Here is a 26,432-nt window from a genome sequence, read left to right as displayed (position 1 = left end):
CATTAGCTCATTCCTTTCCCGTTTTTGACACCAGCATCGTACTTGATGCCGGAGAAAGGGACGGGCCATTCCATAAGCGTTTACGCGACCGAGCAGGATCGGCCCGACGTGGCGATGGCCCGCGAGGTCTGGAAAGCGCAACAAGGGCTGCTTGATCCAGCCCGCCTCGTCTTCATCGATGAGACCGGCACCTCGACCAACATGGCGCGATTGCGTGGCCGCTGCCGCCGTGGCCAACGCCTGGTCGGCAAGATTCCACACGGTGGAAGATCACTACCTTCGTCGCGGCGCTGCGCCACGACGCTATCACCGCTCCCTTTGTCATCAACGAGCCGATGAATGGCGAGATCTTTCGCGTCTACCTGCAACGATGCCTGGTCCCGACCCTGAAGCCAGGCGACATCGTGGTGATGGACAATCTGCCCGCCCACAAGAACGACGATGTTCGACAAATCATCGAGGCCGCTGGCGCGCGGTTGCGCTATCTGCCGCCGGACTCGCCCGACCTCAACCCATGTATGGATGGCTCCTGCGAGTCAAGGGTGTCGGATCGGTTTGGTGAACAGGTCGGTTGCGGCCATGTATACGGCGTCTGATGTACAACGGTACCGCTGCGCGCCCTGATGAATGTTCGCTTGGAGAACAGGTCCCACTCAATCGAGCGCGCTCGAAGCGCTTCGGATTGATCGGGGTGTCCTGATTCTTCGTCTCCGTCCGTTCGCCATCGCCTCACTTTGCCCTGACCGTTCCTTGAGCCTATCAGTTGGCAGCAACCCATGGCTCGTAGCGTGTTCCGTGCCGCGCGGCAATCTGACGCTGCGATACGAGGAGCTGTGCGCCCACTATGGCATGCGGCCTTCCCGCAACAATCGCGGCATTGCCCACGAGAACGGGGCGATCGAGAGCTCGCACGGCCATCTCAAGCGGATGATCGCCGATGCGCTGCTGCTGCGCGGCAGCACCGACTTTGACGACCTCGCGGCCTATCGTGGCTTCATCGACGAGATCGTCAGCCGCCGCAATGCCCGCAACGCCAAGCGGATCGACAGCGAGCGCGCCACCCTGCAGGCATTGCCAGATCGCCGCAGCTCGGACTACGAGGAGGTGATTGTCCGCGTGACGTCAAGCGGCGGCTTCACCACGTGATCCATTCCTTGCGGCGCAAGCCAATGGCGCTGCTCAATCTCGTCTACCGTGATCGGCTGTTCCCGCGCGATGCCTATCGGAGGACCTTCGGTCGTTTGCGCGAACGGCTGCCGGGCAAGAAAGCCTGCCGGCTCATGGTCGATCTGCTTGCGCTGGCGCACGAGCGCGGCTGCGAGGCCGAACTCGCCGGTCAGCTCGCCGCCGACCTGGACGCCGGCCAACTGCCCGATCTCGGACGGTTGCGCGCTCACTTCGCGCCCGATCCTGCCTGCATGCCGCAGGTCATGGTGCAGCTTGCTCCGCTTGCCAGCTATGAGTGCCTCGTCGGCGTCAGCCAGATCGGAGGTGCAGCATGAACACCTCCAACTCCGTCGATACAACACGCCTCAATCTGTTGCTCAACGAACTGCGGCTACCCGCCATCAAAGTGTTGTGGCCACAATTTGCCGAGCAGTCCGACAAGGAAGGGTGGCCGGCCGCCCGCTTCCTCGCTGTCATCGCTGAACACGAGATCGCCGAACGCGGTCGCCGCCGCATCGAACGCCACCTGGTTGAGGCGCGGCTGCCTGCCGGAAAGACCTTCGACAACTTCGACTTCGAGGCCGTGCCGATGATCTCCAAGGCGCAGGTGACCGCACTTGCCGCCGGCGATGGCTGGTTGGGCAAGGGCGCCAATCTGCTCCTGTTCGGCCCGCCCGGCGGCGGCAAGAGCCACTTGGCGGCAGCGATCGGCCTCGCCCTCATCGAGAACGGATGGCGCGTCCTGTTCACCCGCACCACCGATCTCGTGCAAAAGCTCCAGGTGGCGCGACTGTCGCTGATTGACGCTCCGCGACAATCAGAGTTCAAAAAACTCTTGCGCGCGACAGTCGGCGCGGCAATCATCATCACGCCGCGACACTGACTCGCCATCCTGATTGTCGAGCGCTTCCCACCCAGATTGTCGCGCTATACTCGGTTCTATCCTCGATCTCTTCTCTCCAGACCAATGCATCAATTTCTTCAATCACGCCGGTTATGCGTAATATCAATCCAAAATGGCTCTAGCTCTCATCGCGGTTGATTGCGATAGGATGAAGCGGCGCTTACGCAATACGGTCGGATATAGATCGCTCGTATACTCCGTCGGATAATGCTCACGAGAGCGTTACGTTTTTGAGGCCGAGGACGATCCGAATGCGCAAACTTCCAAGCGTGCGAACAAATGCGGGGATGATAGCGTGCAAGATCGCACACAAGAGCCTAAGCTCTTTGTCTTTTTAGAGGGACGTTTGCGTCGACGATTCGAAATTCCTCGATCCGTCGTCCGTTCTTTGTGGCAATCACTAGCCAACGCGGTAACTTGCCCCGACCGGACCATGTCTCGGAAGGACTTTGAGGATTGCGGTATTTCGGGAGAACACGCGGATACTTCCGTCGCATCTTGGCAACTGGACCGGCTTCTTGCCCAGCTTGCTCCTCCGGCGAGGCCATTCCTCGATGAAGTACAGCCAAACGCTTTTCCAGCTCGCGTTTTTCTGCCCGGATCCGATCTGTAAGCATACCGCCTATCTCTTCATACAGTGACCAGAGCTCATCAAGGGTCATCGATTCCAATACACTCATAGCGAATGTGCTGGGCTTTTGCGCAGTCAATATGCTTCCTCCCAACTTGTTTATCAGATCACGGCACGCCTTCTATTTGTGCAACCTCTCCGGGCATTCATTGAACTCAACCATAGGCACCAGTCTGATGTAGTTACGTCTTGTAGTTGAAGTTTAGATGCATATATCAGAAACGCAAGAACTAATTGATTCGGCTATTTCGAATTGTTACTACGGACTGTTATGACGGGAAAATCAAGATGAGGTGGACCCGCTTGGTGAGACAGTTTGGCGGCCTGGCTAAGGTGGATCGGGTTCGTTTCTACGCCGCCAATTGCTCCGTCATTTCCGCCATAGCATGGACTTCGTCGGGCGTCCTGCCGGCGAAGGTCGAGTGCGGGCGTCGCCGGTTGTAATAGTCTATCCAGGAGCCGATGCCGCAGCGGGCTTGGCTTCCCGTTTCGAATGTGCTGAGGAAGACGCACTCATATTTGAGGCTGCGCCACAGTCGTTCGATGAAGACGTTGTCCATCCAGCGGCCGCGCCCGTCCATGGAGATGCGGATGCCGGCATCCTTCAGCGTCGTCGTGAAGGCGAAGCTAGTGAACTGCGAGCCTTGGTCGGTGTTGAAGATGTCGGGCCTGCCATGGCAGGCGATCGCCTCTTCGAGAGCGGCAACACAGAAGTCGGCATCCATCGTGTTCGACAACCGCCAGGCCAGGACCTTGCGGCTGAACCAGTCCATGATGGCCACGAGGTAAAGGAAGCCGCGCCGCATCGGGATATAGGTCACATCGGCACACCAAACGTGATCCGGCCGCTCGATCGCCAGGTGCCGCAGCAGGTAGGGATAGATGCGATGCTGCGGATGCGGCTCGCTGGTTCTCGGCGCCTGGTAGATCGGCGACAGACCGATCTTGCGCATCAGCCGCCGGACCCGCTTGCGACCCACGCACCAGCCCTGACGCCGCAGATGCCGGGCCATCTGCCGGGAGCCATACCAGGGCGTCTCCATGAAGGCCTCGTCGATGGTGCGCATCAGTTCGAGGTTCTCGGGCGTCTCGCCGGCGGGCTGTCGGTAGAACGACGCCCGCGAGATCGAGACCAGTTCGCACTGGCGGCGGATCGAGAGCCGGTTGTGATCGGGGTCAATCATCATTCTCCTCCGATCCAGGCTCAGCGATCGAAGGCCTTGGCCAAAAAATCCCGCTCAACGACAAGCTGGCCAATCTTGGCGTGCAGCTTGGTCACCTCGGCTTCCCGGCCGACCTGCGCATCAGCAGCCTTGTCGTCGAACGTCTTGGCCAGGTTCTCGATGGCCTGCCGTTTCCACTGCGTAATCTGGTTCGGATGAAGCTGGTGCTTTGTCGCCAGTTCCGAAATCGTCCGCTCGCCACGGATCGCCTCAAGCGCAACCTTGGCCTTGAACTCAGCCGTAAATCGTCTGCGTGTCTTCATACCGGATCGTCCTTTTCATCGGGCGATCCACCTTATGCCCCTGTCTCAGAAACCGGCACCACCTCAAGACCTCTGCGACAAAGACGCGCGGAAATGAATCGACGGCTGGTATGACGGTCGTGCATTACGCGAAACAGCAGGCAATCTTGTGCATGGAGCGTCTTGAGGCGGCGGCCAAAAATTGTAGGCTTCGATGAAGTCTTGAAGGCGCGAGTGCAATTGATCATGGCTGTCACAGTGGAAGCACTGCAGAAGGCGACGATGATGTCATCAGCGTCGCGCAGGATAATCATATCGCCCGTGGCCTGTCGTCGTCGCCAGCGTTCAGCCCATGGATCGAAGATCGTAGTGCAGGTAGACGTTGAAGAGCAGCGGTGACGCTACCGATCTCTGTTCAGTCCTGGTCTCACTAACGGTTATGATCCCATCTTCGAGGATTCTTGCATTCATCCATTTCTGGATCAGGCGGATCATGCGCGGATCGTTGATCCCGTGCATCAGGAATCGGATCAGCCAATCCTGGCTGACCGAATCGAAACAGGATCGGACATCGGCATCGAGGATGTAGTTCACCTTTTTGCTTGTAACTCCGACTATAAGTGCGTCCAGCGCATCACGCTGGCTGCGCTTCGGCCGGTTTCCATACGAAAACCCAAAGAAGCCTTCCTCGTAGATCGCATTCAGCACCGCGATGGCCACCCGTTGGACGATTTTGTGCTCAAGAGCGGCACCGCGAGCGGGCCCTGCTGACCCATCCAGCTTCGGTATGTAGACCCGTCGAGATGGTTGTGCCCGATACACTCCCTTATAGAGTTGCGAATACAGATCCGCTATCCTGTGATCGAGGTCTGCCTCGTAGGCTCGCCATGTCAGCCCATCCACGCCCGGGGCCGCGTTTTCCTTCAGTTCGGAGAACGCGTCTGCGAGGTGGTCGATGCTGATATGATGGAAGAGTGAAGTGAACCTCTCCTTCTTCCTCTGCCTTGCTACTTGCCGTATGCGGTTTAGCGCAAGTGACACGCTTCCCCGGTTCTGCACCCGGCGTGTGCTTTGCTGTGCCGCATTCCCGTTGGTCCCGCCCTTCGCTCTACTGCCTCCGCGATCGGTTGCTCGACTTTGTTCGGCGGCTTCACAGCTACTATGACGGTGTCTGACTTCCCGCACCCGTCCTGAGAGTTACGGCCAGGCTCCAATGCATCAATGCATCAGCACCCCACATAAGATCACCATGTTGGGCTGACCCGCCTTATAACGTCCGGCGTTGACGGTCTTGGTGAAGCCGATCTTACCCGGCTGCGGTCGGCTGTAGAGGATTGGTCTTTCGCTCACCGCGCAGCGCATCGCGGTCGCGGCAAAATGGCCGGCCAGCATCCCGCGCTTGGTAACACGTGGGTTGTCGAAGAAGCAATAGGCCGCCTTTGTCGCCGCCCATGACGCCCCCGCGAATCGGCGTCACAGAGACAATCACAGACGATTCAACAGGTGCAAATCCTAGGTACGAGATGTGGGTAATTAAAAGCGCCGCCGGAGCGATACCTTCTTCGCAGGCCCGACAGGCATACTTCGGCCGGCACGACGAGCACGCGCAGCTGAACTGGGATGATGTCGAGCCTCTCGCTACGGTCTTCGCTAATCCGATGCAGCGTTACGACAGCATGGGCAGCTGTGGTCCTCGATATCGACCACCATCTCGATGCGCGGCAGATATGCCGGAAGCGATCCGCGGCTCATGCGGTACCTGACGGCATGACGTGCTACCGATTGCCGGAGCGTTGTACGGTCGAGCCTCTGCTGGTTATTGACTAAGTCCGACGCGAATCGAAGCGTAACCTCCTGCAAGAATGGCTTTCCACCAATGCTGCTGGTCAATGTACCAGCGCACCGTCCTTTCAATTCCGCTTTCGAAGCTTCTCTCCGCTGTCCAACCGAGTTCGCGCTCGATCTTGGAGGCATCGATGGCATAGCGGCGATCATGCCCCGGTCGATCGACAACAAATGAGATCAAATCGCGCCGCGGGGTAATCGTACGTGGTGCAAGCTCATCTAGTAAATCGCAAATGGTCTCCACAACCCGGAGATTTGTGCGCTCATTGCGTCCCCCAATATTGTAAGTCTGCCCGACCCTGCCACGCTCGAGCACTAGCGTAAGAGCCTTCGCGTGGTCTTCAACAAAGAGCCAGTCACGGATGTTTTGCCCGTCGCCATAAACAGGCAATTCCTCACCTGACAGTCCTTTGATGATCGTATGAGGAATCAGTTTCTCGGGAAAATGGTATGGGCCATAATTGTTCGAACAATTGGTAATGAGTGTCGGTAGCCCATAAGTTTCATGCCACGCCCGAACCAAGTGGTCCGACGAAGCCTTGCTTGCCGAGTAAGGCGAATTCGGAGCATAGGGTGAATTCTCTGAAAAATAGCCGCTTTCTCCGAGAGAACCGAAGACTTCATCCGTGGAGACGTGCAGAAAGCGAAATCCTGCGCGCTGTGTATCGTTCAGTCCGCGATAATAACGTAGCGCCTCCTGCAGCAATGAAAACGTGCCGACGACGTTGGTCTGCATGAACTCACCTGGACCGTCAATCGATCGATCGACATGGCTTTCCGCGGCAAGGTTCATCACTGCGTCAGGTCGGAATTCTGAAAAAAGCTGTCGTAGCAACGGCGCATTGCAAATGTCGGCGCGTTTAAAAACGTAACGTGAGTTGCTGACGCCATTCGGGATATTGTCAAGATTCGCCGCATAGGTCAGCTTGTCGAGGTTGACGATGTTTGCTTGAGTCTCGGCAAGAAGATGGCGGCACACCGCTGACCCAATGAAGCCAGCACCACCGGTCACGAAAATCGTCATTCCCTTGAATCGCATAGCTTGAACCTGCTAGTATTGGCCCGCTTCGAAGTTACGATAAACGGACATTAAATATTCGCCATAGCTGCTTTTCGCGCATTTGCTGGCCGCTCGACCAAACTGCTCCAGAGAAATATAGCCCTGACGGAGCGCGATCTCTTCGGGACAGGCGATCCGCAAGCCTTGGCGCTGCTCCAGAACTTGAACAAAATGACTCGCCTCGACTAGCGAAGAATGCGTCCCCGTGTCGAGCCAGGCAAAGCCGCGACCCAGAACCTCAACAAAGAGATCTCCGCGTTCCCTGTAGGCTAAATTAATGTCTGTAATCTCGATTTCACCACGAGATGATGGCTTGATACTGCCCGCAATTTCGACAACGTCGTTATCATAAAAATAGAGTCCGGTCACGGCGATGTTGGATCTCGGTTTCGCTGGTTTCTCCTCGATCGAAATGGCGCGGCCGGAAGCATCAAGTTCAACCACGCCATACTGAGCCGGGTTGTTGACCACATTGCCGAATATCGTGGCTCCCACCCTACGGGCCGATGCCTTGGTCAGAAGCTCGGGCAAGCCGTGTCCATAGAATATGTTATCGCCCAGGACCAAAGCGACCGCATCTGATCCGATGAAATCGCGTCCAACGATAAAGGCGTCAGCCAGTCCTCGAGGATGATCCTGAGCGGCATATGAAAATCTCAATCCGAAATCACTACCGTCGCCGAGCAAGCGTTGAAACAGCATCTGATCTTGAGGCGTAGTAATCAGTAATATTTCGCGAATTCTAGCAAACATCAGCACGGAAAGGGGATAGTAAATCATCGGCTTGTCGAACACCGGAAGTAATTGCTTGGAGACGACAGTCGTAACCGGAAAAAGACGGGAGCCAGTTCCGCCGGCTAGGATAATGCCTTTCATGGGACCTCAAAAGATTAAACTATAAAGCAACAACCAACGCGACCGGTGGCACAAGTTTGATGCTATATCCTACTTTATAAACATTAATTGGACCGCGCTCAGAGAAATCTCCTTTATATGAACGTCATATCTACAGCCATCCCCGAAGTGCTGATTATCGAGCCCAGGATCGTCGGCGACTCCAGAGGTTTCTTTCTGGAGACCTATCAATTGGAAAGATACACCACACATGGGATTTCGCGGCCCTTCGTGCAGGACAATTTATCACGATCTGGCCGTGACGTGCTACGAGGGCTTCATTTTCAGAACCCGATGAGCCAGGGCAAGCTCGTTAGCGTCGCCAGGGGACGCGTTTTGGATGTTGCCGTGGATGTCCGACATGGCAGCCCGACCTTCGGCCGGCATGTTGCCGTGGAACTCGATGATGAAAATCGTCGTCAACTTTGGGTGCCGCGTGGCTTTGCTCACGGGTTTGTTGTGCTATCGGACACCGCCGATTTCTCCTACAAGTGCGACAATAATTATAGTCCGAAGGACGAAATCGTCGTGCGCTGGAACGATCCAGACCTGGCGATAGCCTGGGGGATCGACAACCCTTCTCTTTCTGCGCGCGATTCCACCGCCCCGCTGCTCAAGGACATCGCTCGTCTTCCACGCTACGGGGAAGTCTGAGACCGGAATCGCGGCTGATGTTATCATTTTAATCAACCTTCAACTCGGCAGCCGAAACGCCCGGCGTTCAATTCGACCCCCTCCCTCGACCGGCGGGCAATGCGGACACGCACGGTCCCGCGACAATGGTGCGGGCATGAAGGACTCCCGGACTCAAGGCCCATGAATCAAACTAAGCGATTTAACGAAACTCGAAAATGCTCTAGGTTTTAAGAGCCATAGCCATTATAATTAATAATATCTGAATTATTTTCTCGCGAGATCACCAATGTTGCTACTAGGGCGAGCACAAAAGTTTTTCAGAACACGTTCCGATGCCCGTAATATTGATTCCGATCAGGCACGCCTCAGGCCCGTCGCCGAAGCGATAGAGAGTGCAATCAAAATTGCAGAAGCTGAACGCATCGGTTTAAATCGACGTCTCGAGGACGCCCTCGCACGTGCGGCCGTGACCTTCGGAAACGGAACTGACGAATATCTTGAACGCGATGCAGCCGACAATAAACTTCAAGACTTATTAAGTACCGATATCAAGAATGGAGAACGCCGGTTGATAGAGCTCGAAACTCAGATTGGACACCTGAAATTTCTGCATACAGCGATGACTACGCGCTTTCCGGGACTGAAATTAACTCCCTCAGGTCTGCCTTAATGACCTCATGCGATGCATGGCCACTCGCACACCAGAAGCTGCTGGCCAATAGTATGTTCGACAAATCTCCGCTGTGAAGTCCGCCGACACTTCTCTATGAACTTGCCCTTGCGCTCCTGCACCGATCGCCAGCGAGGCGCTCCAACGCATTGTTGGGCTCTATGCGATCGAAGCGTGATCCGTGGCCGCACCGCCAACGAGCGTCGCACCGTCCGCTAGGACGCCAAGAGAAGAGCCGACCGATTATCGACGAACTCACACTCCAGCTCCACGCCAAGCTTGTCCTGATCAGTCAGAGGACACAACTCGCAGACACCATCCTATACGCACTGTCGCGCTGGCAAAGGCTGACATGCCTCATCGACGACAGTCGCATCTTCCCAACGTCACCAGGGATAGTCGATGGCCACCCAACAGTCAGATCGATGACCTAGCTTGCCTAGGATCTGATCCTCCTGCGCAACAAGATATCAAATATGGCCTGAAAACCGCGCTTAACCAACCCGTGTAGGACCGACAACAGCTTGGGCCGTATCCAAGGGCCTTTCGCTCGCTTGGGTATCAGGCACACGCGCACAAGCCCTCGACGCCCCGCACTACAGCAAGGCCAAACGCTTCATGCAGATTGCTTTGCGTTGCGCGAACGGAAAAGGCTTATGTATGCTGTGGTATATCCACTTGAAACCAACAGCGGCGCCGATTTGGTCCTACTCCCACAATTCACATCCTCACACGGCTATCGAACTCAAAGCCGCCAATCTTCGGAAGAGGAAGAGCAAGGCTCTTCCCGTTAGTCAGCTTTATGACCACCTTTGATCAGCCGGTACATGCCATATGCTACTAAGAGCACAGGAAGTCCTGCGGCCCCCATCAATGGGCCCGGAGCACCATGAACACCTCCGTTCTTCCAGTTGGCGGGAAATCCGCCTTGAAAGATCCATGTATCAGGCGATAAGCCACCATTATAATAAATGTATCCGGTTGTTGCTACGCCGGCCAAGGCCAAGGAGAAAAGGATCATTTTAAGAATTACAGTAAGCATGGCTACGCTCCCGGCACATTAAGTGCTAACTAAATTATATCCCAACAGGATTAAAAAATAAACTGTTATCCAAATTTTTCCGTACATGTTGAAATTTTCTCTACCTAATCAGCCCGTTAGAGTCTTAGAGTCTTTGCCAACTCGCGGAACCAGCCGTAGACCCGTCCGCCAGTGGCCGAAATGCCACGGGCGGCATCTGCCAGGCGCCAGCCCGAGCGCACGAGATAGCCGTGAAGTCGAGTTTCGCGAAGTTATCGACGCGGGTGCGCGGGGCCGGCCTCGGCGTCCGGGCTTCGGCATCAGCGGCGCGACCCGTTCCCTTTCCTCGTCCGTCAGGTCAGACGCATAGCGCTTGGTTTGCCGGGCGATCCTGGCCCCATTCGGCCTCGCTGCTTGCGTGTCCACATCCGGAGCATGAATCACATTCGCAGCCAGACCGAAATCCCAAACTAAAACAATTTTCAAATAGGCTCTTACTCCTAATCCGTCTCACCGTCATCGCCGCGACAAGCTGAAAGACGACTATTGCATCCATCCACGAAGACCGCTCGGTTGGTAGAATCCGCTCGATGCCCGGTCTTGAGCCGGGCATCACGTAGCACGTCAAACAGTCTCAGTCAGCTTTGCGACGGCGGCGGACAAGGCGATAAACGCAATAAGCAACAAGCAGGGGAAGCCCCGTCGCCCCCATCAAAGCCCTGGCGCTCCATGGACGCCGCCCGGCTTCCACTGGGGAGAAGAGGCGGGCAGATCGGTTGATAAACCGCCATTATAATACACATAGCCAGTCCCAGCTGCGACCGCCAGAGCGAAAATAATACCGAAAAAAGGTTTAGTGCCAAGGAACGCCGGCGTGAACATCTGCGTCTCCCACATTGCTCGAACTATCAACGCAAACATATTGAGGTGGTGCCGGTTTCTGAGACAGGGGCATAAGGTGGATCGCCCGATGAAAAGGACGATCCGGTATGAAGACACGCAGACGATTTACGGCTGAGTTCAAGGCCAAGGTTGCGCTTGAGGCGATCCGTGGCGAGCGGACGATTTCGGAACTGGCGACAAAGCACCAGCTTCATCCGAACCAGATTACGCAGTGGAAACGGCAGGCCATCGAGAACCTGGCCAAGACGTTCGACGACAAGGCTGCTGATGCGCAGGTCGGCCGGGAAGCCGAGGTGACCAAGCTGCACGCCAAGATTGGCCAGCTTGTCGTTGAGCGGGATTTTTTGGCCAAGGCCTTCGATCGCTGAGCCTGGATCGGAGGAGAATGATGATTGACCCCGATCACAACCGGCTCTCGATCCGCCGCCAGTGCGAACTGGTCTCGATCTCGCGGGCGTCGTTCTACCGACAGCCCGCCGGCGAGACGCCCGAGAACCTCGAACTGATGCGCACCATCGACGAGGCCTTCATGGAGACGCCCTGGTATGGCTCCCGGCAGATGGCCCGGCATCTGCGGCGTCAGGGCTGGTGCGTGGGTCGCAAGCGGGTCCGGCGGCTGATGCGCAAGATCGGTCTGTCGCCGATCTACCAGGCGCCGAGAACCAGCGAGCCGCATCCGCAGCATCGCATCTATCCCTACCTGCTGCGGCACCTGGCGATCGAGCGGCCGGATCACGTTTGGTGTGCCGATGTGACCTATATCCCGATGCGGCGCGGCTTCCTTTACCTCGTGGCCATCATGGACTGGTTCAGCCGCAAGGTCCTGGCCTGGCGGTTGTCGAACACGATGGATGCCGACTTCTGTGTTGCCGCTCTCGAAGAGGCGATCGCCTGCCATGGCAGGCCCGACATCTTCAACACCGACCAAGGCTCGCAGTTCACTAGCTTCGCCTTCACGACGACGCTGAAGGATGCCGGCATCCGCATCTCCATGGACGGGCGCGGCCGCTGGATGGACAACGTCTTCATCGAACGACTGTGGCGCAGCCTCAAATATGAGTGCGTCTTCCTCAGCACATTCGAAACGGGAAGCCAAGCCCGCTGCGGCATCGGCTCCTGGATAGACTATTACAACCGGCGACGCCCGCACTCGACCTTCGCCGGCAGGACGCCCGACGAAGTCCATGCTATGGCGGAAATGACGGAGCAATTGGCGGCGTAGAAACGAACCCGATCCACCTTAGCCAGGCCGCCAAACTGTCTCACCAAGCGGGTCCACCTCATATCTAGAAATACGAAAAACCTCTTTAATTTATACACTATATTATTAGTCCGCACGACATTTTTAAGCGAGAGAACCAACCGCCCCCGGATCCGGGATAGGATTCTGCCTCGTCCACCCTATAGGTGTTTAGTCCCGGCAATTGGTGGAGCGGGTTGAGTCTGAATCGTTCTGGTTGGGAAGTCCAGCACTTGCAGATGTATTCGTAAGGTGTGAGACCCTTCAGGGTCTTCAGCCGCCGAGCGTAGTTGTAGGCGGTGATGAAGTCGGCAAGGTGGGCTTCGAGCTGATCGTGTCGATCGTAATGGTAGCGTTTGACGGTTGCTTCCTTGATCGTTCGGTTCATGCGTTCGACCTGACCATTGGTCCAGGGATGCTTGATCTTGGTCAGGCGATGCTCGATCCCATTTTCCTGGCATCGCATATCGAACATATGCGTCACGTATCTTGCGGCCGGGCCGTCCGCATAGCGGGGGCGGGAAGGTGAACTGGATCCCATTGTCGGTGAGCACCGTATGGATCTTGTAGGGGACGGCCGCGATCAGAGCTTCGAGGAAGGCCGAGGCTGATGTTCTTTCCGTCTTATTGACCAGTTGCGCGAAGGCGAACTTGCTGGTGCGATCAATGGCGACGTAGAGATAGAGCTTGCCTTCAGCCGTCTGAAGCTCGGCAATGTCGATGTGGAAATAGCCGATCGGATAGGCCTTGAACTTCTTCTTTGAGGGCTTGTCGCCTTCAACCTCCGGAAGCCTGCTGATCGCGTGACGGCGCAGGCAGCGATGCAGTGAAGAGCGCGTCAGACGCGGGATGGTTGGCTGCAACGCATAGAGGCAATCATCGAGTGACAGCAGCGTGCCGGCTATGATGGAGACAAGCGCAAGAAGGGCTCCAAGCTGCATCTGGCGATCGACACGCTCGGCCATCTGCTCGCCCTGCACTCGATGCGGTTGATGAGCGCTGCCCGCTTCTCGATCGGCGGCGAGTGCTCCCTGATCGCAGAGAGAACTTCGCGGACCCCACCGATCGCCGGCGCTTCGTCGAGCGGGACCGGCCGATTGCGCCTGCGTTCGGTGAAGCGAGTAACGGAAATAGCCGGAAAGGCACGCAACAAGTTGCTGGAGACATGGGACATCGAAACGCTTTTGAACGCTCCCGATCCGACATCGGCGTCGAACGAGACCAGCGTCATGCAACTGGGCGAATTTGACGGGCAGCGCATCCTGCTGACGGCCGACGTCGGACCGGAGGGTCTCAACGAAGCCGCCGACTACGCGGCACTACTGGGCAAGCTGAAGATCCCCCACATGGTTCAGGTGCCTCATCATGGCAACCGGCGCAACGTCACGCCGAATGTGCTCGACCGCTGGCTGGGAGGAAAGGTCGCCAGTGGCGTCACTTGCGGGAGCGCGATCTGCTCGGTCGGCGATGGCAAGCCCGAATATCCGCACGGTCAGGTCAGCAACGCCTTCTTGCGCCGCGGCTATCCCGTGTATGTGACGCGCGGCAATACGATCATGCACCATTCCGGCAGCAGCCGTGGTTGGCCGTCGAGCGCGCCCGTTCCCTTGCGGACCGAGGTCGAAGACAAGGCTGCGCCTGGTGTTGCGGCATGATCGAGCAAATGGGGTCTTCGATGCTTCGTTTCTTCGATGCCTACACCGTGAGGGCTCGGTTCATCCTCGCGGTCGCTCCGGCCTTGGCCGCCCTGTTCTTGCTCGTGCCGTGGAAGGAGCTGGATCTCTACGTGGTGGTGACCACGGTGGCGATGCTGGCCCTGCTGTACGCGTTGTCCGACTGGGCACGGAAACAGGGACAGGCGCTCGAGCCGGGCCTGTACAGCGAGATCGGCGGCAAGCCGTCGGTCACGATGATGCATCGCTCTGACAACACGATCGACCAGGCCTCAAAGGATCGATACCGCGCCTTTCTTGCGGCCAAGATCGAGAAGCCGGAGCCGACCGCGAACGACGAGCAACAGAACCCCGCCGCAGCGAATGCATTCTATGAGCTCGCCGGGACGTGGCTTCGCACGCACACGCGGGACACCAAGAAGTTCCCGATCCTGTTCAACGAGAACTGCGCGTACGGATTCCGCCGGAATTTGCTGGGCGTGAAATGGACGGCCCTCGCATTGAACGGGATCGTCGTCGCCATTTGCGCGGCGGTGCTCGTCTATCACGGGACGCTCGACATCGGGAACGCGGCCGCGAAACGCGTTCTTGTCGTTCTGATCGTGGCTGCCGCCCACGCCCTGTATTTTCTTCTGGCTGTAAATCGCAAGAGCGTGATCGCTGCAGCGCGGACTTATGCGCGAGAGCTGATCCTGTCTTGCGAGACGCTGATCACCCCGCAAAAAGCTGCACCAAAACCCGCAAAGAAGGTGGCAGCACCTCGCTCCAAAGCACCGCAACAGCCGTCGAGCTGACGGATCAAGATCAGCGGCAATCAATGCATCTGTCGCTGCCGTTGCAAGTTGTGTTTGGGTGGTCGACGCTGTATCGGGCGCTTATTGCGCAAGTTCTTCAGCGCTCGGAATATCGATGATCTCGTGCCAGTGCTTGATCAGCTTCTGATAGACGCCGGCCACCTTCGCTTGCGCGATCTCAAGCTCTGACGTGGTCAGCACTTCACTGTCCAACGTCAGCACCCCTTTGCCCCTGACGCTGATGTGCTTGAGGTAGACTTCGAACTCCTTGGTCTCCTTGTTCACGTCCATGTCGAGTGGTCCGTGGACGAACTTGTTTCGCGTCTTCACCACATCCGCCGCTTCGCCGGCGATGCCACGGATGATCTTGAGGATCGGCTCTGGCCGGCCGGCCTCGACCATCAGCGCCTCCAGCGCGCGGAATTTCGCATGGATCGATCCGAGCCGCGTCGTAATGCAGGCGCCGCGCCGGTCCTCGACGCCGGCCAAGTACCAGATAGCCACGTCGACCCAGTGCTCGAACTTCGCCCAGGTGGTGGTGATGCGGCCGATCTCGACGAGCGTCGATTCATAAAGATCGCGTTGCGGATGGCGCGCCATCTTGGTTCTCCGTCCAGGCAGTCGGAATTGAAGGGTCAGGCGGGTGGTGCGGCTGGCGACATCGGGAGGCGAAAGCCAGGATAAACGAACGACCGGCTGATCGTGTGGCAGTCCGCTTCCGACAATCCCTCTCGCCGCGCGACCTCGTACCACTTGTTTCGAACCTGCTCTTCCATCTCCAACACGATTTTTTCGGCTTCGTCTTTTTCAAGCAGGAAGCGCATGCTTTGCGAGACGATATTCTCGGCGTTGGCATAGCGGCCCGCGTCGCCGCAGATCATTGCGAGATCGCGCCGCTCCTCACTGATCAGCGGCGTCGGCGTGAGATCGTAAGCAGGCGAGAGCTTCCAATCCGGCGTCATTGCCATGGCGGCATGATTGCGCGGATGATCATCGGTGTTGGAGATCAATGCGTTGAAACACATCCTGCGGAACAATTCGGCAGCATCGGCACGCGGGTTGGCCGAAATTCGCCGCAGCTCTTCGACCAGCAGCACATAAGACCACCGGTCGCGCGTGTCGTGCCCCTCTTCGGCGCGCAGCAGTGTCAGGCCGCTGAGCATGCGGGCGCGGAGATAGCCACTCTCTGCCCGCTCGCGATCGAAGCGCTTGACCATGAGGACGTCCCGGCCGCCGACGACGATCACCTTGCTCTCCGCCGTTGTGACACCGCATGCCCGTGCGAGCACGAGCATGGCATGCTCGGCGCGAGCGCTGTTCCATTTGTCGTCCTTCCTGTTGAACTTGGCGATCCATAAGCCGTCGGTGTCCTCGACGACGGCCTTCGGCCGCGCGCCGCCCATCGACGTGCCGACCAGCAGCAACTCTTCGACCTGAGCGGCTTCTGCGTCGTCCGGGCGATCTTCTTCATCGACGATTGCATCGGCGATCGTCTGCAGGCGAGGAAGGCTCAGCGTCTTATTGAAATCGCGCATCGGCGCCGGAGGCTGCTGATTCAATCCGAAGCCGAGCGCGCCCGCGCGGTCGTCGGGTGAGTGCAGCAGGTAGTCCATCTCGTTGAGCTGGGCGGCACCAACATGTCGCTCGATCACGCGGCGCCCCCAATAGTCCGGTCCGGCGTCGCGCAGCGCGCCGAACAGGCCTTTCATGCCGACAGTTTCGTAGGTCTGGCCGGCAAGCCGGAGTTCGATCGGATCAATGGGGACAGCTTCGGCGCGCGCGAGATAGCTGCGGCCATAGACCAGCCTGCCGATCGCAATGTCGCGCCTGTCCTTGGTGAGCTCAAACCGTGCCGCGGTGACCGGTGCGGTCTGGCCAGGCAAGGTGATGTAGACGAAGCATTCCGTCGGAGTGACCTTAGAAATCATTGTCCAATCCCTTCGGGCTGCGGGCGTGGACACGATCCTGGATCAAGGCGAGACGCTGGCCCTCCTCATCGAAGCGCGGATCGGCTGCATCACCGAGGCGGTCGATCAGGCCGTAGGCCCATAGCAAGCCCGCATACACTCCGACCTGCGTCGAGACCTTGCCCTTTTCGGCGTCCAGGACGGCACGACGGCCGGTCCCGATCTTAGCGGCAGTAGCATCGACGGTCAGGTTGCGGCGCAGGCGTGCGGTCCGCAGATCGGCGCCCAGCTTCTTCAAGGCTCGATCGACCTCGAAGGGAGGCGCCTGGACGAGATTGTTCTTGGCAGTCATGGACTCTTAAGGGCTCCAAATCCCGGTTTTCGTGCTCTTAAGAGCATATAGGATGCAACTCCTTAACGACAAGTGTACAATGCTCTTAAGAGCACCAAAAAGCCAATTCAGTGCTCTTAAGAGCACGCACCGCGATTATACGAGCAGACGACCAAGCCTCCGAATCGCGGAATGGCGAGGACTCTAAACGCGTTCAGAGTCAATATTTTGTGGAAAAAGAATCACATTGAACCAAATATTGCGGAACTCCGATCGGTTCCTATCTGAGTTCCAAAGCGCCTGCGACCTCCCCCCATCATTTTTGGGACGCGCCACGTTTACAGAACAAATCCAGTACGGGAACGACCATGACCGCCTCGCTCACCTTCTTCCCCGTCTCCAACGGAGACATGGTTCTGATGTGCCTCGACAATGGTCAGCGCATCCTCATCGACATCAATATCCGCGGCAAGGCGGACGACGACGATGACGACACGCCGGACGTCGCCGAAGACCTGAAAAGCAGGCTTGAACGAGATGATCAAGGCCGCCGCTACGTCGACGCCTTCCTGGTCAGCCATCCGCATAGCGACCACGTCGCGGGCCTGCGCAACCACTTTCATCTCGGGCCGCCGGACTCCTGGGACGAGGACGACGACAAGATTTTGATCCGCGAGATGTGGTCGTCACCCGTCGTATTCCGCCGCGCCGGCGCCAACGGCGAGTCGCTCTGCGAGGATGCCAAGGCCTGGCAAAAGGAAGCACGGCGTCGCGTCGCGTCGCGTCGCGCTCTTCCGCGAGAACGGGTTTTCGACGGAGGAAGGCGATCGCATCCTGATCATGGGCGAGGATATCGACGGGAAGACCGACGATATTCTCGACATCGTCATCAAGCGCGATGGGACGATCGACTCCTGCAACCGCGTCGAGGACGGCTCTTTCCAGGGGCGGCTGCTCGCGCCCCTCGACCCCATCGATGACGACGACAAGGAGACGCTCCGGCACAATCAGTCTTCGGTCATCATCCGCTTCTCGCTGCGCGGCGGCGGCATCAGCGACCGTTGCCGTTTCCTGACCGGCGGCGACGCCGAAGTCGCGATCTGGAATCGGCTGTGGAATGCGCACAAGGCGCAGCGTGCGGACTGGTTCACCTACGACATCATGGAGACGCCGCATCATTGTTCCTGACGGAGTCTGAGCTTCGACCGCTGGAGCGAGATGGGCGAAGCGGTCAAGGTCGATCCTGACGCGCGAAGCGCGCTCTCGCAGACGCGCAAAGGCGCGATCATCGTGGCGAGCTGCAAGCCGATCAAGGCAGACGACGACAATCCGCCGCACGAGCGGGCGAAGCGCGAGTACGTCGATATTCTCGATGACGATGCCGACCGGTTCTTCTGCACCGACGAGTACTGGAACGACAAGAAGGTCGCCTTGGAGTTTGAGGTGAAGTCGAACGGCATCGTGCGGAAAATCGGCAAGGCATCGGCTCCCGCCGCCCCGGCTCTCGGTATCAGCGCAACCGCGTCGCAGGCCCGCCCGCATGGAACCGGGCATGGCGGGAAATGACTTTCGCGGCCACGCCGAACGTTTTCTTGCAGCGGCGCTTCGTCATCCGGAGTGCCGCGGCGGCCGCCTGATATCTGTTGATGCTGGCGGATCGCGTATCGAACTCGACCTGAACGTCGAGATGCCGCTCGCTTCCAAGGTCGACGGCGCGAGCCCGAACGGCGTTCGCGTTGTCGAGACGGTCCACGTGAGGCTCTGGCCGAGCTACCCTTGGTCATCGCCCTCGTTCTCTTTGCGGATGGACTTCCCGCGAGATCTTCCTCACGTTCAGCCGGGTCCAGTGACCGAGCTGCCGCGCCCCTGCCTGATCGACGGAAACCAGCGGGAGTATTTCTTCCAGTTCGGCCTGGTTGAGCTCGGCATCTTCAATCTCGTGCATCAGCTTGTCCTGTGGCTCCAGCGTGCAGCCGAAGGCACGCTGATCCATCACGGACGAGGATGGGAGCCGACCTTGCGCCGTGATCTCAACGACGTGATCGCGCTCAATGCCGAGGCCTGCCGCGCAGTCGTTGATCGCAACGGCGGATATCGGGTTCTCAAGTCCACCTTCTTCCGGAGCGGCGGGGACGGCTCGCTCGTCGACAAGCAAGGCACCACGTGGCTGGACGTCAGCCAGACCCAGGTTGCGCTAAAGCGCGACGATAAGGAGCTATTTGGGCGAAAGAAACGGGAAGGTTACTGGTTCGGCGAAACGGTGAGTTGCCTCGCCTGGCCCGGCAAGAAGCCAAACGGCGACGAATTCGTGGCTGCGGCCTACATGCCCGAGACCGTCGACACCCTGGCCCGCCTGAAAGAGCGAGCCGGCGAGCTTGGATGTAGTCGAGGGCTGAGCGTCTTCCTCGATAGTCTCGAACGCAGTTGGGAGGGCTATGTTCTCGAAGCACCCGTTCCGATCGGAATCATTCTGTGCGCGCGCAGACCCGAGCACCTAGTCGGATCGGTCTCCAACATCGAGCTGCTGCCTTATCTGGTCGACATCAAGGCGATGAAGGGGCGCACCGCACTCTTCGCCGAAGGCGACACCGAGCCCGTTGTGCCGGCCATGCAGATCGATGCGACGAATCCCGTGCTGTTGCGCGACGTCTCCGGCGCCCCCGAGCTTGCTCCCGTGTCGATGCTGGGCTGCGGTAGCGTCGGTTCAAAGATGGCGTTGCATCTCGCGCGGTCCGGCGTAACGATTGGCGCGGTCAGCGACAATGGGATGCTTCGCCCGCACAACATGGCACGGCACGCGCTGGCGCGCGCGTCGTTTGCCGGTTCAAAGGCAAAAGAGCTCGCCACTGAGCTTGCGCTGCTCGGACAATCGCCCGCGGTGCACGATGGCGATCTGGTCGTCGATCTTCCCAAGAACGAGCACCGCAAAACGTTCCTGCCGAAAGAAGCGCGCTATGCCGTCAATACAACAGCATCGCTTGCCGTCCGTGAAGCTCTCTCAACGATCGGATCGAAGCAGGCCAAGGCCCGGTTCGCTGAGGCGGCGCTCTTCGGGCGCGGCGATGGCGGTTTCCTGCTGTTTGAGGGTGCCGCTCGCAATCCAACGCTTTGCGACCTGACCGACGAGCTCAACGCCACAGTGACGTGTCATTCGGCCTGCAATATTGACCCTCTAAGCCGGGGGCTCGGCGTCCAAAATTGACCCCCTGAAGGTTGGTCTGTTGCGCTGCCTGCTTTGTAACGAAGCAGGTGGTGGGAGATGCTGGTCGTGGAGACGATTGCGCGGATACGGCGCGAACACTTCATCAAGGGCAAGACGATCAGGGCGATCGCCCGCGACCTTAAGGTGTCCCGGAACACGGTCCGGAAGGTGCTGAGGTCGGGAGAGACCTCGTTCGAGTACGAGCGGCAGGTTCAGCCGTGGCCCAAGCTTGGACACTGGGCATCTGAGCTCGATGTGTTGCTGGCGGCGAACGCGACCAAATCCGCGCGCGAACAACTGACCTTGATCCGGATTTTCGAAGAGCTTCGCGGCCGCGGCTATGACGGTGGTTACGATGCCGTGCGGCGTTACGCCAAGCGGTGGAACAAGGAGCGCGGGCAATCGACCGCGGCGGCCTATGTTCCGTTGAGCTTTGCGGCGGGCGAAGCCTACCAATTCGACTGGAGCCATGAGATCGTTCTCCTCAACGGCGTGACGGCGATCGTGAAGGTCGCTCATGTCCGGCTGTGCCACAGCCGCATGCTGTTCGTGCGAGCCTATCCGCGCGAGACGCAGGAGATGGTGTTCGACGCCCATGACCGGGCGTTCGCGCTGTTCAAAGGGACCTGCAGCCTCGGCATCTACGACAACATGAAGACGGCGGTGGAGGCGATCTTTGTCGGCAAGGATCGCCGCTACAATCGCCGCTTCCTGCAGATGTGCAGCCACTATCTGGTTGACCCGGTTGCCTGCACGCCGGCGTCGGGCTGGGAGAAGGGCCAGGTCGAGAACCAGGTCGGGCTGGTCCGGGAACGCTTCTTCACGCCACGGCTGCGATTCAAAACCCTCGACGAGCTAAACGTCTGGCTGCTCGACAAATGCATCACTTACGCCAAGGCGCATCGCCATCCGGAACTGGCCGATCAGACGATCTGGGACGTGTTCGAAGCCGAGCGCCCCAAGCTCGTTCCCTATGCCGGCCGGTTCGACGGCTTCCACGCGGTGCCGGCGTCTGTCTCCAAGACCTGTTTGGTACGCTTCGACAATAACAAATACTCGGTCGCGGCCAGCGCCGTCGGACGCCCGGTCGAGGTTCAGGCCTAGGCCGACCGCATCGTAATCCGTCAGGATGGACGGATCGTGGCGGAGCATCCGCGATCCTTCGCACGCGGCGAGACGACCTACGATCCCTGGCACTATGTGCCGGTGCTCGCGCGCAAGCCCGGCGCCTTGCGTAACGGCGCTCCCTTCAAGGACTGGGTGCTGCCGGCCGCGATCGAACGGATCCGGCGCAGGCTCGCCAGCACCGACGATGGCAACCGGCAGATGGTCGACATCCTCAATGCGGTGCTGACCGATGGTCTGCCGGCCGTTGAAGCAGCCTGCGCCGAGGCGATCGCTCATGGCGTTCATTCCGCTGACGTCGTGCTCAACATCCTGGCCCGTCAACGCGAACCCGCTCCACCAGCCAACATCCTCACTCCCGCGGCGCTGATCCTGCGCCATGCGCCGATCGCCGACTGTGCCCGTTATGACAGCCTTAGGAGAACCATCTGATGGAACGTACTCAACTGTTCGACCTCATGGGTGAGTTGAAGCTCTATGGCATGAAAGCTGCCTTCGACGAGATCATGGCGACCGCCATCAAGCGCCAGCATGAACCCCAGCGCATTGTCGGCGACCTGCTCAACGCCGAGATCAATGAGAAGCAGGCCCGCTCAATCAAGTACCAGCTCACCATCGCCAAGCTGCCGCTGGCCAAGGATCTCGCCGACTTCCAGTTCGACGGCACGCCGATCAACCAGACGCTCGTCAACGACCTCGCCGGCGGCGGCTTCATCGCCCAGCAACGCAACGCCGTGCTCGTCGGCGGTACCGGCACCGGCAAGACCCATCTGGCCATCGCAATCGCCAGAAGCTGCATCCGCTCCAGCGCCCGCGGTCGCTTCTACAACGTGGTCGACCTCGTCAACCGCCTCGAGATCGAGACCCGCAACGGACGACAAGGTCGTATCGCCGAGCATCTGACCAGGATGGACTTCATCGTCCTCGACGAACTCGGCTACCTGCCGTTCGCTCAATCCGGCGGCCAGCTCCTGTTCCATCTCGTCAGCAGGCTCTACGAGCGCACGTCCATCGTCGTCACAACCAATCTCGCCTTTGGCGAATGGCCAAGCGTGTTCGGCGACGCCAAGATGACAACCGCGCTGCTCGACCGGCTCACCCACCACTGCGACATTGTCGAGACCGGCAACGACAGCTGGCGATTCAAAAGCCGCGACGACGATCACGCCACCCGCGCTCGCCTCGTCTCCGCAATCCCGGCCAGCTCCGACGAGTCGAGCGCTATCAAACCACGCCGCGCAAAGGCGTCAAAATTGAACGCCGATACGGGGTCAAATTTGCGAACGATGGCGTAATTGCGGTCAGCGCTCGGGCACGAGAGCTCCGTTATCGTCTACCTCTCGCAATCAAACGATTCGGAGGAGCTGTCATGCGGCAATACGTCGGGCTAGATGTCTCGCAGAGAGAGACTGCGGTTTGCGTAGTCAATGAGACGGGTGAAGCAATTTTTGAAGGAAAGGCCAAGTCTCATCCTGGAGATCTGTCAAAGTTACTTCGTAAACATGCGCCACTGGCGGAGCGTATCGGCTTTGAGACGGGCGCAATGGCGAGCTGGCTTTGGCATGAGCTTCGTAGGGTCGAACTCCCCGTCGTTTGCATCGATGCAAGGCATGCACACGCAGCACTATCGGTCCGCATGAACAAAAGCGATCAGAACGATGCTCGGGGCCTTGCCGAACTGGTGCGGGTTGGTTGGTTTCGAGAAGTCAAAATCAAGAGTGAGAAGAGCCAGAAGGTTCGAGCTATCCTCGTGGCGCGATTCCGCCTTGTGTCCATACGCCGGGATATCGAGAACCAGGTCCGCAGTCTGATCAAGGAGTGTGGGTTGCTATTCCCTCGCGCCATTGGCCAACAGTTCCGTAACCAGGTTGGCGAGCTATTGGGCGAAGATCATCAACTCCTCAGCGTGATCGCGCCGCTCTTGTCGATTCATGAACTCATCTGCCAGCAGCAAAGCAAATTTGACGACGAGGTCCGCCGATTGGCGAAGTCGGACGAGACGACGCGTCGCCTGATGACAGTTCCTGGTGTCGGCGTGGTCACCGCCTTGACGTTCCGCCATACGATCGATGACCCGTCTCGCTTCCGATCGGCCTCGACAGTCGGCGCCTATCTCGGCCTCACACCTCGGCGCAACCAATCTGGTGAGACTGACACTAGTGGCAAGATATCCCGATGGGGCGACAGGCTCCTCCGAACGTACCTTTACGAGGCGGCGACCGTTCTGCTTTATCGAACAAAGAAATGGTCCTCCCTCAAAGCCTGGGGTATGAAACTTGCGAAGCGGATCGGCATGAAAAAGGCAAAGGTTGCTATCGCCCGCAAGATCGCTGTCATCCTCCACTGCATCTGGGTCGACGGCACATCATTCGACTGGGGCAACGCGCCGGCCTGACCTTATTTTGCAAGTTCCTGGCCCGGTCCGCCGGGCTGGCGATGTCCCGCTGGGACGGTGGTCGTGGTGACCTCGGTCAATCGGCTGGTGGCGGCTCGTCCGCACCCCGTTGCAAACGATGAGGCGCCCGATCCGGACATCATCATGAGGCGCTTGCGACCTCGGAAAGGACCATGACCCCAGCGACGGGCAACTGATCGCATTGAAGCCAGGTGACAGCTAATCGGCCCACTATACGAGTTGGCTATCGATCCACCAGCCGCGCTCGCCCCGTCTGCGCAACCCGGACCTGCTCCGTCGGGCCGAGCGTTACCACTTTGCCGAATGGCTTCAAAAAGAGAGTTGACAACAACCCGCAATTAAAGGGCCGATTGACACGCTGCGGTAGCTGTCAGCCATCGCGCTTGCGGCGCGGCTGATCGCTCGGCTGGCCGGCCGCATAGCAGCCCCGACTCCGGCCCGCGCCACGCCGGAGACACCCGAGGCGACGCCGGCCGCGCCGCCCTGCCCGTGGGAGATCAGGCTGTAGGACGTTGCCGCACCACCGGCGAGCGCCGCGCCACCCCGCGCGGCCGCGGCCGTACCGCCAAGCGCCGCCCCTGCCCCCTTCACGGCCATTCCGGCGGCTGCGCCGCCTGCGACCAACGCTCCGCCCGCAGCAACCGTGGTGCCGATCGCGGAGCCTGCGCCGAGTTGCGGGCCGCCCGAAATCAGGCCATTAGCGATGCCAGGACCGAAAATGCCGAGGCCGAGCAGTGAGAGCGCGGCGAGCACGATCGCCATCGCATCCTCGATGGTCGGCTGATTACCGCCGAAGCCAGCGGTAAACTCCGAGAACAGCGTCGAGCCGATGCCGATGATGACGGCAAGGACCAGCACCTTCACGCCTGGCGACACCACATTGCCGAGCACGCGCTCGGCCAGGAACGATGTCTGTCCGAATAGCCCGAATGGGATCAGGACAAAGCCTGCCAGCGTTGTCAGCTTGAACTCGATCAGCGTGACAAAAAGCTGGATCGCGAGGATGAAGAAGGCAAGCAACACCATTGCCCATGCGAACAGCAGCACGAGGATCTGGACAAAGTTTTCGAAGAACGCGAGGTAGCCCATCAGGCCGGAGATCGACTCCAAGATCGGACGGCCGGCATCGAGGCCGACCTGGGCGACGCGGCCGGGTCGGAGCAGATCGGCGGTCGAGAATCCGGTGCCGCTCGCTTTCAGGCCAAGCCCGGCGAAGCTCTCGAAGATGATCCGGGCAAGCGCATTCCAGTTGCCGATGATGTAGGCGAACACGCCGACGAAAATCGTCTTTTTAACGAGGCGCGCGATGATGTCTTCATCCGCCCCCCAGCTCCAGAATAGTGCGGCGAGCGTCACGTCGATGGCGACCAGGGTGGTGGCGAGAAACGCGACCTCGCCGCCGAGCAAGCCGAAGCCCGAGTCGATGTAGCGGGTGAAGACTTCGAGGAAGTGGTCGATGACGCCGGTGCCGCCCATCAGCGTGCCTCGTTCGATGACGCACTCGGAATCCTGTTCTGCATCTTGTCCAGCGCTTTGGGTGACGTCTCCGGCGTGCCGGTGACTGGAGCGTGAGGCGTGAAGAAACGACGGCGGTTTTCAGCCCATGCGCGGCGGCAGCTATCGTCTGCTGCGAGTTGCTCGGCGGTGATGGTGCGGCAGCGGAGAAGTTCGGCGGCCAGCGGATCGCGTTCGGTCGTTGCCGGCGCAACCGGCTGGCGTGGATCATCGGTTCGGCTGGTCTCGCTAACCGCAACGATCACGATCACCACGATGATGGCGATCGCGGCGAAACGCACAAACGACGTGATGGACGCCTGATGCACATCTCGCTTATCGTTGTTGAGCCGCCGCCAGCCGTTCATCACTGGAACATCCGCACTGTGGTCGGCCGATAACCGGTGCCGGGGGTGAGAAAGCGGCGGAGCTGCTCGTGCGCCTGCTCCTTAGCGGCGGCACGCTCTGCGGCTTCAAGATTTTGCGCGCGGCCCTGTGCGGCGACGGTCGCGGTCAGATCGGCGATCTGTTGGCCTTGCAAGGCTATGAGCTGATTACTGGCTTGGGTCGCCTGCAATACGCCTGTCGCGGACTGACTTGCGGTCACGAGCGAGGACATCTCGGCGCGATGGGTGTCGATATTGGCGACGACGCCCGCCTGCACCTTCATGGCGTCCTGGAATGACGCGACGGAATTACGCCACCGCTCACGGGCGCCGTCGATCAGCGATTGATCGCTGGCGATGGTTGAGGCGGGCCCATAGGTCGTCGAGAAGGCACGATCGATCTGCCCGACGTCGTAGGCAATGCGCTGCGCGTCGCCGAGGAGTTGCTGTGTCCGTTGGATCGATTGCTGGATCTTATTGAGCGAGGATTGCGGCAGGCTCGCGAGATTGCGCGCCTGATTGAGCAGCATCTGCGCCTGATTCTGGAGGCCCGTGATCTGGTTGTTGATCTGCTCCAGCGCCCGCGCGGCCTGAAGCACGTTCTGAGCATAGTTGCTCGGGTCATAGACGATCTGCGCCGCGACGGGTGTCGCGGCCGGCATGGCGAC

24 protein-coding genes and 10 pseudogenes are annotated in these 26,432 nt (G+C 59.2%); 16 read left to right on the top strand and 18 right to left on the bottom strand.

What is annotated here, in order from left to right; genetic code table 11:
- Positions 1–75: 75 nt before the first annotated feature.
- The 3 pseudogenes from ACMYR2_RS05440 to ACMYR2_RS05430 all read left to right on the top strand — a co-directional run.
- Positions 76–515, top strand: a pseudogene (locus ACMYR2_RS05440) (IS630 family transposase); the annotation flags it as partial.
- A 292-nt stretch (positions 516–807) separates the two neighbouring features.
- Positions 808–1,502: pseudogene (locus ACMYR2_RS05435) on the top strand (IS21 family transposase); the annotation flags it as partial.
- Positions 1,499–1,966 (top strand): annotated as a pseudogene (locus ACMYR2_RS05430) (ATP-binding protein); the annotation flags it as partial. The pseudogenes ACMYR2_RS05435 and ACMYR2_RS05430, both read left to right, overlap by 4 nt.
- 422 nt (positions 1,967–2,388) lie before the next feature.
- On the opposite strand, the gene ACMYR2_RS05425 reads toward ACMYR2_RS05430, so the two are convergent.
- The 8 genes and pseudogenes from ACMYR2_RS05425 to rfbA all read right to left on the bottom strand — a co-directional run bounded on the left by ACMYR2_RS05425 (position 2,389) and on the right by rfbA (position 7,948).
- Positions 2,389–2,751 carry an H-NS histone family protein gene (locus ACMYR2_RS05425; protein ID WP_347265457.1) on the bottom strand — a complete coding sequence of 121 codons (363 nt, stop codon included), beginning with the start codon at positions 2,749–2,751 and terminating at the stop codon, positions 2,389–2,391.
- Positions 2,752–3,052: 301 nt separating this feature from the next.
- A protein-coding gene (locus tag ACMYR2_RS05420) for an IS3 family transposase (RefSeq protein WP_416192834.1) occupies positions 3,053–4,188 on the bottom strand; the annotation gives its coding sequence in 2 pieces (ribosomal slippage) (positions 3,053–3,918 and positions 3,918–4,188; 1,137 coding nt in all).
- A gap of 137 nt (positions 4,189–4,325) precedes the next feature.
- Positions 4,326–4,431, bottom strand: a pseudogene (locus ACMYR2_RS05415) (IS481 family transposase); the annotation flags it as partial.
- An 81-nt stretch (positions 4,432–4,512) separates the two neighbouring features.
- Positions 4,513–4,887 carry a reverse transcriptase domain-containing protein gene (locus ACMYR2_RS05410; protein WP_416193818.1) on the bottom strand — a complete coding sequence of 125 codons (375 nt, stop codon included), beginning with the start codon at positions 4,885–4,887 and terminating at the stop codon, positions 4,513–4,515.
- Between the two features lie 498 nt (positions 4,888–5,385).
- Positions 5,386–5,559: a hypothetical protein gene (locus ACMYR2_RS05405; protein ID WP_416194157.1), complete on the bottom strand. Its 174-nt coding sequence runs from the start codon at positions 5,557–5,559 to the stop codon at positions 5,386–5,388.
- A 142-nt stretch (positions 5,560–5,701) separates the two neighbouring features.
- Positions 5,702–5,922 (bottom strand): annotated as a pseudogene (locus ACMYR2_RS05400) (IS66 family transposase zinc-finger binding domain-containing protein); the annotation flags it as partial.
- Positions 5,923–5,983: 61 nt separating this feature from the next.
- On the bottom strand, positions 5,984–7,051 hold the full coding sequence (gene rfbB, locus ACMYR2_RS05395; protein ID WP_416193817.1) for a dTDP-glucose 4,6-dehydratase: 1,068 nt from the start codon (positions 7,049–7,051) through the stop codon (positions 5,984–5,986).
- Positions 7,052–7,063: 12 nt separating this feature from the next.
- The gene (rfbA, locus tag ACMYR2_RS05390; protein ID WP_416193816.1) at positions 7,064–7,948 is read right to left on the bottom strand and encodes a glucose-1-phosphate thymidylyltransferase RfbA; all 885 of its coding nucleotides are present in this window, start codon (positions 7,946–7,948) and stop codon (positions 7,064–7,066) included.
- 117 nt (positions 7,949–8,065) lie between these two features.
- Here rfbA and rfbC point away from each other — a divergent pair, with 117 nt between their 5' ends.
- The 3 genes and pseudogenes from rfbC to ACMYR2_RS05375 all read left to right on the top strand — a co-directional run.
- Positions 8,066–8,620 (top strand): dTDP-4-dehydrorhamnose 3,5-epimerase, encoded by a 555-nt coding sequence (gene rfbC / locus ACMYR2_RS05385; protein WP_416193815.1) that lies wholly within the window; start codon positions 8,066–8,068, stop codon positions 8,618–8,620.
- Positions 8,621–8,888: 268 nt separating this feature from the next.
- Positions 8,889–9,272 carry a hypothetical protein gene (locus ACMYR2_RS05380; RefSeq protein ID WP_416193814.1) on the top strand — a complete coding sequence of 128 codons (384 nt, stop codon included), beginning with the start codon at positions 8,889–8,891 and terminating at the stop codon, positions 9,270–9,272.
- A 115-nt stretch (positions 9,273–9,387) separates the two neighbouring features.
- A pseudogene (locus ACMYR2_RS05375) lies at positions 9,388–9,649 on the top strand (IS66 family transposase); the annotation flags it as partial.
- 413 nt (positions 9,650–10,062) lie between these two features.
- Here ACMYR2_RS05375 and ACMYR2_RS05370 read toward each other — a convergent pair.
- Positions 10,063–10,314 carry a hypothetical protein gene (locus ACMYR2_RS05370; RefSeq protein WP_416193813.1) on the bottom strand — a complete coding sequence of 84 codons (252 nt, stop codon included), beginning with the start codon at positions 10,312–10,314 and terminating at the stop codon, positions 10,063–10,065.
- A 263-nt stretch (positions 10,315–10,577) separates the two neighbouring features.
- A pseudogene (locus tag ACMYR2_RS05365) lies at positions 10,578–10,721 on the bottom strand (transposase); the annotation flags it as partial.
- A 561-nt stretch (positions 10,722–11,282) separates the two neighbouring features.
- Here ACMYR2_RS05365 and ACMYR2_RS05360 point away from each other — a divergent pair.
- Positions 11,283–12,418 (top strand): IS3 family transposase gene (locus ACMYR2_RS05360; protein ID WP_416192834.1). Its coding sequence is split into 2 segments (ribosomal slippage): positions 11,283–11,553 and positions 11,553–12,418, totalling 1,137 coding nucleotides; the frame shifts between segments, so codons are not numbered across the junction.
- 97 nt (positions 12,419–12,515) lie between these two features.
- Here ACMYR2_RS05360 and ACMYR2_RS05355 read toward each other — a convergent pair.
- Positions 12,516–13,353, bottom strand: a pseudogene (locus ACMYR2_RS05355) (IS481 family transposase); the annotation flags it as partial.
- Between ACMYR2_RS05355 and ACMYR2_RS05350 the strand changes: the two are divergent.
- The 3 genes and pseudogenes from ACMYR2_RS05350 to ACMYR2_RS05340 form a co-directional block, all read left to right on the top strand.
- Positions 13,330–13,414: pseudogene (locus ACMYR2_RS05350) on the top strand (IS5/IS1182 family transposase); the annotation flags it as partial. The pseudogenes ACMYR2_RS05355 and ACMYR2_RS05350 overlap by 24 nt on opposite strands.
- A 14-nt stretch (positions 13,415–13,428) precedes the next feature.
- On the top strand, positions 13,429–14,091 hold the full coding sequence (locus ACMYR2_RS05345) for a hypothetical protein (RefSeq protein ID WP_416193812.1): 663 nt from the start codon (positions 13,429–13,431) through the stop codon (positions 14,089–14,091).
- On the top strand, positions 14,088–14,903 hold the full coding sequence (locus ACMYR2_RS05340) for a hypothetical protein (protein ID WP_416193811.1): 816 nt from the start codon (positions 14,088–14,090) through the stop codon (positions 14,901–14,903). The genes ACMYR2_RS05345 and ACMYR2_RS05340 overlap by 4 nt, the downstream gene beginning before the upstream one ends.
- An 81-nt stretch (positions 14,904–14,984) precedes the next feature.
- Here ACMYR2_RS05340 and ACMYR2_RS05335 read toward each other — a convergent pair whose 3' ends face one another.
- The 4 genes from ACMYR2_RS05335 to ACMYR2_RS05320 all read right to left on the bottom strand — a co-directional run bounded on the left by ACMYR2_RS05335 (position 14,985) and on the right by ACMYR2_RS05320 (position 17,764).
- A complete protein-coding gene (locus ACMYR2_RS05335; protein ID WP_347265320.1) occupies positions 14,985–15,503 on the bottom strand; it encodes a hypothetical protein in 519 nt (172 codons plus the stop codon).
- A 35-nt stretch (positions 15,504–15,538) separates the two neighbouring features.
- Positions 15,539–16,831, bottom strand: a complete 1,293-nt coding sequence (locus tag ACMYR2_RS05330; RefSeq protein WP_347265321.1) for a HipA domain-containing protein — start codon at positions 16,829–16,831, stop codon at positions 15,539–15,541.
- Positions 16,821–17,162 (bottom strand): XRE family transcriptional regulator, encoded by a 342-nt coding sequence (locus ACMYR2_RS05325; protein ID WP_347265322.1) that lies wholly within the window; start codon positions 17,160–17,162, stop codon positions 16,821–16,823. Before ACMYR2_RS05325 ends, ACMYR2_RS05330 begins: the two co-directional genes overlap by 11 nt.
- Positions 17,163–17,479: 317 nt before the next feature.
- A complete protein-coding gene (locus ACMYR2_RS05320) occupies positions 17,480–17,764 on the bottom strand; it encodes a hypothetical protein (RefSeq protein ID WP_347265323.1) in 285 nt (94 codons plus the stop codon).
- A gap of 115 nt (positions 17,765–17,879) precedes the next feature.
- Between ACMYR2_RS05320 and ACMYR2_RS05315 the strand changes: the two genes are divergently transcribed.
- From ACMYR2_RS05315 to ACMYR2_RS05290, 6 genes and pseudogenes are all read left to right on the top strand, one after another.
- The gene (locus tag ACMYR2_RS05315; protein ID WP_347265324.1) at positions 17,880–18,329 is read left to right on the top strand and encodes a hypothetical protein; all 450 of its coding nucleotides are present in this window, start codon (positions 17,880–17,882) and stop codon (positions 18,327–18,329) included.
- A 30-nt stretch (positions 18,330–18,359) separates the two neighbouring features.
- Positions 18,360–18,707, top strand: a complete 348-nt coding sequence (locus ACMYR2_RS05310) for a hypothetical protein (protein ID WP_347265325.1) — start codon at positions 18,360–18,362, stop codon at positions 18,705–18,707.
- Positions 18,694–20,343 carry a hypothetical protein gene (locus ACMYR2_RS05305; RefSeq protein WP_416193810.1) on the top strand — a complete coding sequence of 550 codons (1,650 nt, stop codon included), beginning with the start codon at positions 18,694–18,696 and terminating at the stop codon, positions 20,341–20,343. The genes ACMYR2_RS05310 and ACMYR2_RS05305 overlap by 14 nt, the downstream gene beginning before the upstream one ends.
- A 57-nt stretch (positions 20,344–20,400) precedes the next feature.
- Positions 20,401–21,900: pseudogene (gene istA / locus ACMYR2_RS05300) on the top strand (IS21 family transposase).
- A complete protein-coding gene (gene istB, locus ACMYR2_RS05295) occupies positions 21,900–22,763 on the top strand; it encodes an IS21-like element helper ATPase IstB (protein ID WP_416193319.1) in 864 nt (287 codons plus the stop codon). Before istA ends, istB begins: the two are co-directional and overlap by 1 nt.
- Before the next feature lie 74 nt (positions 22,764–22,837).
- The gene (locus ACMYR2_RS05290) at positions 22,838–23,863 is read left to right on the top strand and encodes an IS110 family transposase (RefSeq protein WP_416192988.1); all 1,026 of its coding nucleotides are present in this window, start codon (positions 22,838–22,840) and stop codon (positions 23,861–23,863) included.
- A 330-nt stretch (positions 23,864–24,193) separates the two neighbouring features.
- Here ACMYR2_RS05290 and trbL read toward each other — a convergent pair whose 3' ends face one another.
- The 3 genes from trbL to trbJ are packed head-to-tail and all read right to left on the bottom strand — an operon-like array spanning position 24,194 to position 26,426.
- Complete coding sequence (gene trbL, locus ACMYR2_RS05285) at positions 24,194–25,360, bottom strand: P-type conjugative transfer protein TrbL (RefSeq protein WP_416193809.1); 1,167 nt, start codon at positions 25,358–25,360, stop codon at positions 24,194–24,196.
- On the bottom strand, positions 25,360–25,746 hold the full coding sequence (gene trbK-alt, locus ACMYR2_RS05280) for a putative entry exclusion protein TrbK-alt (RefSeq protein ID WP_347265310.1): 387 nt from the start codon (positions 25,744–25,746) through the stop codon (positions 25,360–25,362). The genes trbL and trbK-alt overlap by 1 nt, the downstream gene beginning before the upstream one ends.
- The gene (gene trbJ, locus ACMYR2_RS05275) at positions 25,746–26,426 is read right to left on the bottom strand and encodes a P-type conjugative transfer protein TrbJ (RefSeq protein ID WP_416193808.1); all 681 of its coding nucleotides are present in this window, start codon (positions 26,424–26,426) and stop codon (positions 25,746–25,748) included. The genes trbK-alt and trbJ overlap by 1 nt, the downstream gene beginning before the upstream one ends.
- Positions 26,427–26,432: the final 6 nt, after the last annotated feature.

It is taken from the genome of Nitrobacter sp. TKz-YC01 (assembly GCF_047824785.1).
Classification (GTDB): Bacteria; Pseudomonadota; Alphaproteobacteria; order Rhizobiales; family Xanthobacteraceae; genus Nitrobacter.
The sequence above is the reverse complement of the archived record's forward strand: the minus strand, read 5'-3'. Positions and strand labels throughout refer to the sequence as shown.